General features: G+C 70.0%; 12 protein-coding genes. 11 read left to right on the forward strand and 1 reads right to left on the reverse strand.

Going from position 1 to position 12,656, the window contains the following annotated elements; translation table 11 throughout:
* The 9 genes from RGE_RS21020 (at position 1) to RGE_RS21060 (ending at position 10,175) form a co-directional block, all read left to right on the forward strand.
* Positions 1-849 carry an electron transfer flavoprotein subunit beta/FixA family protein gene (locus RGE_RS21020; RefSeq protein ID WP_014430496.1) on the forward strand — a complete coding sequence of 283 codons (849 nt, stop codon included), beginning with the start codon at positions 1-3 and terminating at the stop codon, positions 847-849.
* 10 nt (positions 850-859) lie between these two features.
* Positions 860-1,960: an electron transfer flavoprotein subunit alpha/FixB family protein gene (locus RGE_RS21025; RefSeq protein ID WP_014430497.1), complete on the forward strand. Its 1,101-nt coding sequence runs from the start codon at positions 860-862 to the stop codon at positions 1,958-1,960.
* 11 nt (positions 1,961-1,971) lie between these two features.
* Positions 1,972-3,279 (forward strand): FAD-dependent monooxygenase, encoded by a 1,308-nt coding sequence (locus RGE_RS21030; RefSeq protein ID WP_014430498.1) that lies wholly within the window; start codon positions 1,972-1,974, stop codon positions 3,277-3,279.
* Positions 3,276-3,575: a ferredoxin family protein gene (locus RGE_RS21035; protein ID WP_014430499.1), complete on the forward strand. Its 300-nt coding sequence runs from the start codon at positions 3,276-3,278 to the stop codon at positions 3,573-3,575. Before RGE_RS21030 ends, RGE_RS21035 begins: the two co-directional genes overlap by 4 nt.
* A gap of 168 nt (positions 3,576-3,743) precedes the next feature.
* Positions 3,744-4,199 carry a ferritin-like domain-containing protein gene (locus tag RGE_RS21040; RefSeq protein WP_014430500.1) on the forward strand — a complete coding sequence of 152 codons (456 nt, stop codon included), beginning with the start codon at positions 3,744-3,746 and terminating at the stop codon, positions 4,197-4,199.
* Positions 4,200-4,409: 210 nt separating this feature from the next.
* On the forward strand, positions 4,410-6,194 hold the full coding sequence (gene nifA, locus RGE_RS21045) for a nif-specific transcriptional activator NifA (RefSeq protein WP_014430501.1): 1,785 nt from the start codon (positions 4,410-4,412) through the stop codon (positions 6,192-6,194).
* Between the two features lie 240 nt (positions 6,195-6,434).
* A complete protein-coding gene (groES, locus tag RGE_RS21050; protein ID WP_014430502.1) occupies positions 6,435-6,725 on the forward strand; it encodes a co-chaperone GroES in 291 nt (96 codons plus the stop codon).
* A gap of 33 nt (positions 6,726-6,758) precedes the next feature.
* Entirely contained in the window at positions 6,759-8,405 is a 1,647-nt protein-coding gene (gene groL, locus RGE_RS21055; protein WP_014430503.1) for a chaperonin GroEL, read from the forward strand.
* Positions 8,406-8,591: 186 nt separating this feature from the next.
* Complete coding sequence (locus RGE_RS21060; RefSeq protein WP_014430504.1) at positions 8,592-10,175, forward strand: DUF1631 family protein; 1,584 nt, start codon at positions 8,592-8,594, stop codon at positions 10,173-10,175.
* Here RGE_RS21060 and yihA read toward each other — a convergent pair.
* Entirely contained in the window at positions 10,172-10,855 is a 684-nt protein-coding gene (gene yihA / locus RGE_RS21065) for a ribosome biogenesis GTP-binding protein YihA/YsxC (protein ID WP_014430505.1), read from the reverse strand. The genes RGE_RS21060 and yihA overlap by 4 nt on opposite strands.
* Before the next feature lie 61 nt (positions 10,856-10,916).
* On the opposite strand from yihA, the gene RGE_RS21070 reads away from it, so the two are divergent.
* Together RGE_RS21070 and msrP are read left to right on the forward strand one after the other, a co-directional pair.
* Positions 10,917-11,528: a c-type cytochrome gene (locus tag RGE_RS21070; RefSeq protein ID WP_043784352.1), complete on the forward strand. Its 612-nt coding sequence runs from the start codon at positions 10,917-10,919 to the stop codon at positions 11,526-11,528.
* Between the two features lie 154 nt (positions 11,529-11,682).
* Positions 11,683-12,654, forward strand: coding sequence for a protein-methionine-sulfoxide reductase catalytic subunit MsrP (gene msrP, locus RGE_RS21075; protein ID WP_014430507.1), 972 nt, complete (start codon positions 11,683-11,685; stop codon positions 12,652-12,654).
* Positions 12,655-12,656: the final 2 nt, after the last annotated feature.

Here is a 12,656-nt window from a genome sequence, read left to right on the forward strand (position 1 = left end):
ATGCACATCGTCGTCTGCATCAAGCAGGTGCCGGACTCGGCGCAGATCCGCGTCCATCCGGTGACCAACACCATCATGCGCCAGGGCGTGCCGGCGATCGTCAACCCGTACGACCTGTTCGCGCTGGAAGAGGCGCTGCGCCTGAAGGACCAGTTCGGCGGCCGCGTCACCGTGCTCTGCATGGGCCCGCCGCAGGCCGAGGACGCGCTGCGCAAGTGCATCAGCTTCGGTGCCACCGACGCGATCCTGGTCACCGACCGCTCCTTCGCCGGCGCCGACACGCTGGCCACCAGCTACGCGCTGGCCGCGGCGATCCGCAAGATCGGCCAGGAGCAGGCCGTCGACCTGATCTTCACCGGCAAGCAGACGATCGACGGCGACACCGCCCAGGTCGGTCCCGGCATCGCCAAGCGCCTGGGCGTGAACCTGCTGACCTACGTCAGCCGCATCGTCGAGGTCGACCTGGACGGCCGCCGCATCCGCGTCGAGCGCCGCGCCGAAGGCGGCGTGCAGCTGCTGCAGACGACGCTGCCCTCGCTGATCACGATGCTCGAAGGCACCAACGAGATGCGCTTCGCGACGATGGCCGACATGCTGCGCGCCGGCCGCTGCCCGGTGCGGCGCTGGAACAAGGACGACGCCGGCATCGAGGACGTCTCCAAGATCGGCCTGAAGGGCTCGCCGACCGTCGTCAGCAAGGTCTTCGGCCCGACGCCGCGCGCGACCAAGGCCGAGATGCAGGTCGTCGCCGACTCCAGCGTCAACGACGTCTGCCTGAACCTGCTGCAGAAGATCTTCACCACCCACCCGACTCTGGAAGAAGAGACGGTGGAGCGCCTGAGCGCCTGAAGGAGTCGAGATGAGCGAAGCCGCCAAGCCCGCGCCCGCCAAACCGGCCGGTCGCGCCGGGCGCAACACCGAACTGCCCGAACACCTGAAGGCCTACAAGGGCGTCTGGGTCTTCATCGAACACGACCGCGGCCACGTGCACAGCGTCAGCTGGGAGCTGATGGGCGAGGCGCGAAAACTCGCCGACACGCTGGGCGTCACCGTCAGCGGCGTGCTGATGGGCGGCCCGGGCGACGACCTGGAACGCTACGCCAAGGAGGCCTACGCCTACGGCGCCGACCGCTGCTACCTGGTGCGCGACCCGGTGCTGCAGGGCTACCGCAACGAGCCCTTCACCAAGGGCCTGACCGACCTCGTCAACACCTACCAGCCCGAGATCCTGCTGCTGGGCGCGACGACGATGGGCCGCGACCTCGCCGGCAGCGTCGCGACGACGCTGGGCACCGGCCTCACCGCCGACTGCACCGAGCTGCGCATCGACGGCCGCGCGCTGGCCGCCACGCGGCCGACCTTCGGCGGCTCGCTGCTGTGCACGATCATGACCCTGGCCTACCGCCCGCAGATGGCCACCGTGCGCCCGCGCGTGATGGCCATGCCGCGCCGCGACGACACGCGCAGCGGCGACATCGTCGAGATGGCGCTGGGCATGGTCGAGACCGACATCGTCACCAAGCTGCTCGACTTCATCCCCGACGCCACCCGCAACACCGTCAACCTGGCCTACGCCGACATCATCGTCACCGGCGGCAAGGGGCTGAAGACGGCGGAGAACTTCAAGCTCGTCTGGGACCTGGCGCGCGTGCTCGGCGCCGAGGTCGGCGCCACGCGCGCCGTCACCCAGGCCGGCTGGACCGAGACCGAGCGCCAGGTCGGCCAGACCGGCAAGACGGTGCGGCCCAAGCTCTACATCGCCGCCGGCGTCTCGGGCGCGATCCAGCACCGCGTCGGCATGGAGAGTTCGGACTGCATCGTCGCGATCAACACCGACCCGAACGCGCCGATCTTCGACTTCGCCCACCACGGCATCGTCGGCAACGCGATGCAGGTGCTGCCGGTGCTGACGCAAGCCTTCCGCAACCACCTGGCCAAGCGCGTGCGTATCGCCGCCTGAAGGAGCCCACGATGTCCCACGAGAAGTTCGATGCCATCGTCGTCGGCGCCGGCCCGTCCGGCAACGCGGCCGCGCTGACGATGGCCAAGGCCGGGCTGAAGGTGCTGCAGATCGAGCGCGGCGAGTACCCCGGCAGCAAGAACGTGCAGGGCGCGATCCTCTACGCCGACGCGCTGGAGAAGCTGATCCCCGACTTCCGCGACGACGCGCCGCTGGAGCGCCACATCATCGAGCAGCGCATGTGGGTGCTCGACGACAACAGCTTCGTCGGCAGCCACTACCGCAGCGACGACTACAACAAGCCGCCGTACAACCGCTACACGATCATCCGCGCCCAGTTCGACAAGTGGTTCAGCTCCAAGGTGCGCGAAGCCGGCGCGCTGGTGATCTGCGAGACCACCGTCGAGGAACTGCTGATGGACGGCGACCGCTGCGTCGGCGTGCGCTGCGACCGCATCGGCGGCGAGGTGCATGCCGACGTCGTCGTGCTCGCCGACGGCGTCAACTCGCTGCTGGCGCGCAAGGCCGGATTCCACGGCGAGATCCAGGCCAGGAACGTCGCGCTGGCGGTCAAGGAGATCCTCTTCATGCCCGAGGAGGTGATCCAGCAGCGCTTCAACGTCAAGGAGGAGGAAGGCGTCGTCATCGAGATGGTCGGCACCGTCACCGAAGGCATGGTCGGCACCGGCTTCCTCTACACGAACAAGGACTCGCTGACGATCGGCGTCGGCTGCCTGCTGTCGGACTTCAAGGGCAACGAGAAGCGCACCACGCCCTACGCGCTGCTGGACAAGCTGAAGAAGCACCCGAGCATCGCGCCGATGCTCGAAGGCGGCGAGATGAAGGAATACGCCGCGCACCTCATCCCTGAAGGCGGGCTGCGCGCCGTGCCGCAGCTCTACGGCAACGGCTGGCTCATCGTCGGCGACTCGGCCGGCTTCGTGAACGCCGTGCACCGCGAAGGCTCCAACCTGGCGATGACCAGCGGCCGCCTGGCCGGCGAGACGGTCGCCGCGGCCAAGGCCGCCGGCAAGGCGATGAACGCGGCCACGCTCGCGGCCTACAAGGCGGCGCTGGACGCCAGCTTCGTCATGAAGGACCTGAAGAAGTACAAGCACCTGCCCGAGGTGCTGGAGCGCAGCCCGCACTTCTTCGACACCTACCCCGCGCTGGTCAACCGCGCCGCCAAGACCTATTTCACGGTCGACGGCGTCGACAAGTCGACCAAGCAGCGCGAGATCCTGGGCAGCTTCAAGGCCGCCCGCCGCGTCACCGGGCTGTTCGGCGACGCGTTCAAGCTGTGGAGGGCGATGCGATGAGCGCGACGGTCGTCAACGTCGAGGAGAAGCTGTTCCAGAACCGGTACAAGGTCGACCACGGCCGGCCGCACATCCGGATCAAGAAGCCCGAGGTCTGCGCCAACACCTGCCAGTCGCAGGCCTGCACCTACGTCTGCCCGGCCAGCTGCTACAAGGCCGAAGGCAACGGCACGGTGACGCTGATCACCGACGGCTGCCTGGAATGTGGCAGCTGCCGCGTGATCTGCACCGAGCACGCCAACGTCGAGTGGGACTGGCCGCGTGGCGGCTACGGCATCCTCTTCAAATTTGGATGATTTCGCCCCCGGCCGCCTGGCGGCCGCCCCCCGAGGGGGCACCGGCCCCGACCGGGGGACCCGGATCGGGCCCGGCCCGCGCCGGCGACGCCGCTCCCCTGGTCGCCTGCGGCGACCTGTCCCCGAAGGGGTGGGTGCGCCGACGGTGACAGCAGAAAGACCCATGGCATGAACGACGTCGAGAAATTCCTCGCCCACGCCGTCGCGCTGGAGCGCGACGCGGCCCGGCGCTACGAAGACCTGGCGGCTTCGATGGGCACCGACGGCAACGCCGAGTTGCGTGCCTTCTTCGCCCGCATGGCGCACTTCTCGCGCCTGCACCTGGCCGAGGCGCAGGCGCGCGCGGGCTGGCGCACGCTGCCCGAGCTGGCCGCCGACGAGTTCGAGTGGCCCGACGGCATCCCGCCGGAAACCGCCGACTGGGCCGGCGTCGACCCGATGATGGCCCCCGCCGACGCGCTGGCCCTGGCGCTGGACAGCGAGCGCCGCGGCCACGCCTTCTACGCGGCGATCGCGGCGATCAGCCCCGACCCCGAGGTGCGCGCACTGGCCGGCGAGTTCGCCGCCGAAGAAGCGCAGCACGTCGCCGAACTCGAGAAGCTCGCCGCTGCCGCCGCGCGCTGAGCCCCGCCCGCGCACGAGCCGCGGGCCATTTGCGTTGCATCAAGCGGCCGACGGCATCCCTCGCCTGTCGGCGCGATTCGGCGTGCTTCTTGCACTGGCATGCTCGACCGGCGGCGGCATGGCGGGCAATGCCCGACAACGATGCGCCGGGCGCCCCGAGGTGGCCCGCCGCACCGCCTCGCCCCGCCCGTCAGACGCAGGAGGTGCGTGATGTCGAGTCGCACGGCGCTGAGCGAGCGCTATCAGGTTCAGCTCAGCACGGTTTACGAGGTGTGCCGCGTGCTGGGCGCGTCGCTGGATATCGCGCGCACCTTCCGCGTGGCGCTGAACACGCTGGCCTCGCAGCTGGGCCTGCAGCGGGCGATGGTCGTGATGCCGGCCGAAGACGGCGGCAACCTGCTGCGCATCCACAGCTGGGTGGGCCTGGACCGCGAGCAGGCCGCGCGCGGCCACTGGCGCAGCGGCGAAGGCGTCATCGGCCGCGTCTACGCCAGCGGCATGGCCGCCGTCGTGCCCGACGTGCAGGAGTCGCCCGAGTTCCTGGACCGCACCGGCGCCTTCGGCGCGCGCGGCGACCGGCCGCTGGCCTTCGTCGTCGTGCCGATGAAGACCGAACGCGCCACCGTCGGCGTGCTCGCCGCGCAGCGTGTGATGGACGACGGCGCCCGGCTCACCGACGACCAGCGCCTGCTGACGATGGTCGCGACCCTGCTGGCGCAGTCGGCGGCGCTGCATGTCGCCGTCGCCGAAGAACATTCGCGCCTGCTGCAGGAGACGACGCGGCTGCAGAAGGCGCTGGCACGCGAGCCTCGCGGCCGGCTGGCGATCGACAACGTGATCGGCGAGTCGCGCGCGATGCAGCAGGTGTTCACCGAGGTGCACCAGGCCGCGCCCTCGCGCGCCACGGTGCTGCTGCGCGGCGAGAGCGGCACCGGCAAGGAGGCGATCGCACGCGCGATCCACTTCCTGTCGCCGCGCAAGGACGCGCCCTTCATCAAGGTCAACTGCGCGGCGCTGACCGAGTCGCTGCTGGAAAGCGAGCTCTTCGGCCACGAACGCGGCGCCTTCACCGGCGCCGTCGGCGAACGCAAGGGCCGCTTCGAGCTGGCCCACGGCGGCACGCTGTTCCTCGACGAGATCGGCGACATCTCGCCGGGCTTCCAGGCCAAGCTGCTGCGCGTGCTGCAGGAGCGCGAGTTCGAGCGTGTCGGCGGCAGCAAGGCGGTGAAGGTCGACGTGCGCCTGATCTGCGCCACCAACCGCGACCTCGAGAAGATGGTCCAGCGCGGCGAGTACCGCGCCGACCTGTACTACCGCATCAACGTCGTCTCGATCTTCCTGCCGCCGCTGCGCGAACGCCGCAGCGACATCCCGCCGCTGGTCAACCACTTCATCGAGCGCTTCAACCAGGAGAACCGGCGCCAGCTGAAGGTCACGCCCGAGGCGATGAAGGTGCTGACGAGCTGCTACTGGCCGGGCAACGTGCGCGAGCTGGAGAACTGCATCGAGCGCACCGCGACCATGGTCCAGGGCGACCTGATCCGCGACCTGGCCTTCCCCTGCCGCAACAACCGCTGCCTGACGCAGACGCTGCACTTCCTGGACAAGGCCGACGCGGTGGCCGCCGCGGCCGCCGGCAACGGTTTCAACGGCCACGTGCTGGCGCCGACCAACGGCCATGCCGCGCCGCCGGCCGCCGCCGACGGCGGCTGGTCGGTGCCCGCGCCGGCGCCGGCACCGCCGCTGGGCGATCTGGACGCCGGCGCGCCGGCGCCGGCCGCCGACGGCGTCACGCGCATCGGCCCGACGCAGCAGCTGCCGCCGCCGGTCTCGCGTCTGGCCGGCACCGCGCCCGACGGCGAACGCGAACGCCTGATCTGGGCGATGGAGCAGTGCGGCTGGGTCCAGGCCAAGGCCGCACGGCTGCTGCGCATCACGCCGCGCCAGCTCGGCTACGCGCTGCAGAAGCACCGCATCGAGGTGCGCAAGCTCTGACCCCGCCGCCGCGCCCGCGCGGCGCGGCGACATCCGCAGCCCGCCCGCCACGGCCTGTGGGGGAATGGATTTCCCGCCTCTTGAAGCGCCGGAACCGGCCCCTATAATCAGTCTGCTAGCACTCGCCACGGGTGAGTGCTAACGACCGAGGCAGATTCGCTGCCCCCCGGTTGCCGCATGTCAGCGAGCGCTGCCTGCGCGGCGCTCCAGTGCCATAACGTGACTCCCAAGGAGATGTGAATGAAGCTTCGTCCGCTGCACGATCGCGTGATCGTCAAGCGTCTCGAAAACGAGACCAAGACCGCCTCCGGCATCGTCATCCCCGACAACGCCGCCGAAAAGCCCGATCAGGGTGAAGTCCTGGCGGTCGGCCCGGGCAAGCGCAACGACAAGGGCGACTTCGTCGTGCTGAACGTCAAGGTCGGCGACCGCGTTCTGTTCGGCAAGTACAGCGGCCAGACCGTCAAGGTCGACGGCGACGAGCTGCTGGTGATGCGCGAAGAAGACCTCTTCGCCGTCGTCGAGAAGTAATCCCCCTCCCCCCAGAATTCGAAGAGGTAGCACATGGCTGCTAAAGACGTGGTTTTCGGCGCCGACGCGCGCCACCGCATGGTCGAAGGCGTGAACGTTCTCGCCAACGCCGTCAAGGTCACCCTGGGCCCCAAGGGCCGCAACGTGGTGCTCGAGCGCTCGTTCGGCGCCCCCACCGTCACCAAGGACGGTGTCTCGGTCGCCAAGGAGATCGAGCTCAAGGACAAGCTCCAGAACATGGGCGCGCAGATGGTCAAGGAAGTCGCTTCCAAGACCAGCGACAACGCCGGTGACGGCACCACGACCGCGACCGTGCTGGCGCAGTCGATCGTGCGCGAAGGCATGAAGTTCGTCGCCGCGGGCATGAACCCGATGGACCTCAAGCGCGGCATCGACAAGGCCGTCGCCGCCCTGACGGAAGAGCTGAAGAAGGCCAGCAAGCCGACGACGACCAGCAAGGAAATCGGCCAGGTCGGCGCGATCTCCGCCAACAGCGACGAGTCGATCGGCAAGATCATCGCCGACGCGATGGACAAGGTCGGCAAGGAAGGCGTCATCACCGTCGAAGACGGCAAGAGCCTGAACAACGAACTCGACGTCGTCGAGGGCATGCAGTTCGACCGCGGCTACCTGTCGCCGTACTTCATCAACAACCCGGAAAAGCAGGTCGCGGTGCTCGAGAGCCCGTTCGTCCTGCTGTTCGACAAGAAGATCAGCAACATCCGTGACCTGCTCCCGATCCTCGAGCAAGTCGCCAAGGCGGGCCGCCCGCTGCTGATCATCGCCGAGGAAGTCGAAGGCGAAGCGCTGGCCACCCTGGTGGTCAACACCATCCGCGGCATCCTGAAGGTCGTCGCCGTGAAGGCCCCGGGCTTCGGTGACCGCCGCAAGGCCATGCTCGAAGACATCGCCATCCTGACGGGCGGCAAGGTCATCGCCGAGGAAGTCGGCCTGACGCTCGAGAAGGCCACGCTGGCCGACCTGGGCCAAGCCAAGCGCGTCGAAGTCGCCAAGGAAAACACCACGATCATCGACGGCGCCGGCAAGGCCGCCGACATCGAGGCGCGCGTCAAGCAGATCCGCGTCCAGATCGAGGAAGCGACCTCCGACTACGACCGCGAGAAGCTGCAAGAGCGCGTGGCCAAGCTGGCCGGCGGCGTGGCCGTCATCAAGGTCGGTGCCGCCACCGAAGTCGAGATGAAGGAAAAGAAGGCCCGTGTCGAAGACGCGCTGCACGCCACCCGTGCCGCCGTCGAAGAAGGCATCGTGGCCGGTGGCGGTGTCGCGCTGCTGCGCGCCCGCGCCGCCGTGGCCGGTGGCCTGAAGGGCGACAACCACGACCAGGACGCCGGCATCAAGATCGTGCTGCGCGCCGTCGAACAGCCGCTGCGCGAGATCGTCGCCAACGCCGGTGGCGAGCCCAGCGTCGTGATCAACAAGGTCCTCGAAGGCGCCGGCAACTTCGGCTACAACGCCGCCAACGACACCTACGGCGACATGATCGAGATGGGCATCCTGGATCCGACCAAGGTGACCCGTACCGCGCTGCAGAACGCCGCCTCCGTCGCCAGCCTGATGCTGACGACCGAGTGCATGGTCGCCGAGGCGCCGAAGGAAGAAGCCCCGATGCCCGCCGGCGGCGGCATGGGCGGCATGGGCGGCATGGGCATGGACATGTAATTCGGCGGCGCGGCGCCTCAGGGCGCCGCCTGCCGGACGGCTGCGCACGGGCTTCGGCCCGTGTGCACCTGCCCGCCAAACCCCAGCCCGTCTCCGCAAGGAGACGGGTTTTTTTCATTTCTGACCGGAATCCGGCCGCTTACCGGGCTTATTGCACACCCGACGCCGGCCGATAATCGCGAAGCGATGTCGTTTCTCAAACCGCCAGCCGAGCTCCAGCAGTTCATCGACGATGAACTGCTGCGCATGCCGCTGGTCGTCGACCAGACGCTGGACGGCGCGATCGACCGCATGCGCCAGAGCCTGCCGACGCTGGCGCCGCAGCCGCGCGCGTCGACGGCCGACGTGCTGCAGGCGCTGGGCAACAACCGCGAGCACCTGACCGACTACTACCTGCGCTCGCTGAAGCGCCAGCTCGCCGATCGCGCGCAGGCCAACACCGGCGCGCCGGCCCTGCCGTCGACGCTGTCGCTGGTCGACGAGGACTCGGTGGCGATCGACGTCGAGCTGTCGCACGTCATCGAGCTGATCCGCAGCACCGCCGAGTACGAGCTGCGCGAGCTGCAGACCTTCACCGCGGCGCTGGTCGGCGATATGGATCTCGCGCACGACCACAACCCTTTCGGGCCGGCGCAGCACGCGCGGGCGCTGTGGGCGGCGGCGCAGGCGCTGCCGCTGTCGCGCGGCCATCAGCTGCTGTTCATGCGCAATGCCGCGCCGGCGCTGGCGGCCGCGCTGCGCCGCGCCTATGCCGCCTCGTCGTCGCGGCTGGAGAGCCTGGGCGTCACGCCGGCGGCCTACCGCACGATGATCCTGCCCTCGGGCGCGCGGCGCTCGCGCCGGCCCGAGATCAGCCTGGGCGCCGGCCTGGACCTGGTGCGCTCGGCGGTCGCGCCGGGCAACGAACTCGGTTTCGACGGCCCGGCGCTGGAACTCGAACCGGCCCTCGCCGCCCCGCCGGGCAGCCAGGACACGCCGGCGGGCGAACGCCGCGCCGTCGAGCTGCTGACCGGCCTCTTCGACGCGATGCTCGCCGACCGGCGGCTGGCGCAGGACATCGCGCTGATGCTGTCGCGCCTGCAGTCGGTCGCCACGCGGCTGGTGCTGCGCGAGCCGCGGGCGCTGGAGGACGAGACCCACGCGATGTGGCGCTTCGTCGACGCGCTGGCCCATCTGGGCGACGTGCTGCCGCCTCAGGGCAACCCGGAACGCACGCAGACGCTGCGCTTCGCGCAAGGCCTGGTCGAGCACCTGGCGGCCGAGCCGGCGCCGGCCGCACCGCTGTTCGACTGGGCGGCCGAGCGCCTGCAGCACCAGGCCCAGCACCGCTTCGCGCGCCGCTGCACCGACGCGGCGGCACAGATCGCCGAGCTGCAGCGCCTGGAGGAGCGGCTGTGCTCCTCGGCAGCGCCGCCGTCGACGATGGGCGGCGCGCTCGACATCGCGCAGCTCGACACCGTGCCGGCCGACCTGATGCCGGCCGACGGGCCCGGCGAACCGCGCGACGCCCTGGCCTGGCTGCAGGCGCGGCGCCCCGCCGACTGGGTGCACGTCTTCCTGCAGGGCCGCTGGGTCAAGGCGCAGGTGCTGTGGCCGGGCGAACTCGGCGAGCTGTGGCTGCTCGGCGACGCCGAGAGCCCCGAGACCTGGGCCGTGCGCCGGCGCGCGCTGCTGACGCTGCGCACCGAAGGCCTGCTCGCGACGCTGAAGCCGCGTTCGCTGGTGCGCTCCGCCGCCAAGCGCGTGATGCGGCGGTCCTTCCAGCTTTAAGCGGCCGCCGGCGCGATCCAGCCGCGCAGCGTCGCGGCCACGTCTTCCAGCCCGCGGCGCGACAGCGCCGAGAACAGCGCGACGCCGATCTCGGCGTTCTCCGTGGCGACCTCGCCCAGCACCTGCTGGGCGCCGGCCAGCGCCGCGTCGGCCTCGCGGCGGTTGAGCTTGTCGCACTTGGTCAGCACGGCCAGCAGCCGCACCTCGCCGGTGGCCACACGCGGCGCGATCAGCGCGAGCAGGCGACGGTCCAGGTCGGTGAAGCCCAGGCGCGAGTCGATCATCAGCACCACGCCGTGCAGCGCGCGCCGCAGTTCGAGGTACTGCGCCATCACCTCCTGCCAGCGCAGCTTGGCGCGGCGGTCCACGGCGGCGTAGCCGTAGCCCGGCAGGTCGGCGAACAGCGCGTCGGGCGCGTCCTTCGGGCCGACCTCGAAGAGGTTGATGTGCTGCGTGCGGCCCGGCGTGCGCGACGCGAACGCCAGGCGCCGCTGCTGCGCCAGCGTGTTGATCGCGGTGGACTTGCCGGCGTTGCTGCGGCCGACGAAGGCGATTTCCGGCAATTCGCTCTGCGGGAGCTGGTCCATCCGGCTCGCCGTCGTGAGGAATCGCGCGGTGTGCGCCCAGGCCAGAGCACTCTTTTCAGCGTCGCTTGGCACATCTCGAAAGGTAGACGTCATGGGCCATTGTAAAATCCTGCGGTTTGACACCCGAACACCTGCCGACCGAGGCCCCCGCCGCATGAAGTTCGCCGTCGCCCTGACCCTCGCCGCGCTCGCCGCCGGCCCCGCCTTCGCCCAGGAAGCGAAGCCCGCCAAGCCGGACCTGGCCAAGGGCCAGATCACGGCCGCCACCTGCCAGGCCTGCCACACGGCCGACGGGTCGCGTGGTGTGCCGACCTACCCGATCCTGCAAGGCCAGCACGCGGCCTACATCGTCAAGCAGCTCACCGAGTTCAAGGCCGGCAAGCGCATGAACCCCATCATGATGGGCATGGCCGCGCCGCTGAGCCCGGAAGACATGGTCAACGTCGCCGCGTTCTTCGCGTCGAAGGCGCCGGTCAAGGGCGAGTCGACCTCCAAGGAGACGCTGGCCCTGGGCCAATCGATCTTCCGCGGCGGCATCGCCTCGAAGAAGGTCCCGGCCTGCGCCGGCTGCCACAGCCCGAACGGCGCCGGCATCCCCGCGCAGTACCCGCGCCTGGGTGGCCAGCACGTCGAATACACGACGACGCAGCTGAACACCTTCCGCTCGGGCGAACGCGCCAACAGCATCCAGATGACGGCCATCGCCGCCAAGCTGAGCGACGCCGAGATCAAGGCCGTGGCCGACTACATCGCCGGCCTGCACTGATCGCACACAGCGCATGCTCGACGGGCCGGCTCATGCCGGCCCGTTTTGTTTGGGGCGCCGCCATGCCCCACGGCGCACCTGTGATCTGCGCGCCCGGCCGACGCGCGGCGGCGCTTTGCGCTACCTTGCGCTGTCGTCTTCCACCGAGCCCTCAATGCTGTACCTGAAGGACCGCGGCCACGTTCACCCGCTGGCCAGCGAGATCACCCCGCGCGAAGTCTGGCGCCAGCGCCGAACGCTGATCCAGGGCCTGGCCGCGGGCGCGGCGACAGCAGCGATGCCGGCGCTGGCCGCCACCACGCGACCCGGCAAACGCGACGCGCTGCCCGGCGCGCGCAGCGCGGTGCCGGGCGCGGCGACGATGGAAGCGCCGACGGCCTACGCCGACGTCACCAGCTACAACAACTTCTACGAGTTCGGCACCGACAAGGCCGACCCCGCGCAGCGCGCGCAGGGGCTGCAGACCCGGCCCTGGACCGTCGTCGTCGACGGCCTGGTGAAGAAACCCGGCCGCTGGGACCTGGACGCGCTGCTGAAGCTCGCGCCGATGGAAGAACGCGTCTACCGCCTGCGCTGCGTCGAAGGCTGGTCGATGGTCATCCCCTGGGTCGGCTACTCGCTGTCCGAGCTGATCCGCCGCGTCGAGCCGCTGGGCAGCGCGCGCTACGTGCAGTTCGAGACTCTGGGCGACGCCAAGCAGATGCCCGGGCTGCGCTCGAACATCATCCCCTGGCCTTACGTCGAAGGGCTGCGGATGGACGAGGCGATGCACCCGCTCGCGCTGCTTGCCTTCGGCCTCTACGGCGAGGTTCTGCCGCCGCAGAACGGCGCGCCGCTGCGCCTGGTGGTGCCCTGGAAGTACGGCTTCAAGTCGGCCAAGAGCCTGGTCGCGATCCGCTTCGTCGAGCAGCAGCCGCGCAGCGCCTGGCAGCGCACCGCGCCTCAGGAGTACGGCTTCTACGCCAACGTCAACCCGACGGTCGACCACCCGCGCTGGAGCCAGGCCACCGAGCGCCGCATCGGCGACGGCCTGTTCGCCAAGCGCCGGCCGACGCAGATGTTCAACGGCTACGAGCCGCAGGTCGGCCAGCTCTACGCCGGGCTGGACCTGAAAACGAACTACTGAGC

Origin of the sequence: Rubrivivax gelatinosus IL144 (assembly GCF_000284255.1) — a bacterium.
In the GTDB taxonomy this organism is placed as follows: domain Bacteria; phylum Pseudomonadota; class Gammaproteobacteria; order Burkholderiales; family Burkholderiaceae_C; genus Rubrivivax; species Rubrivivax gelatinosus_A.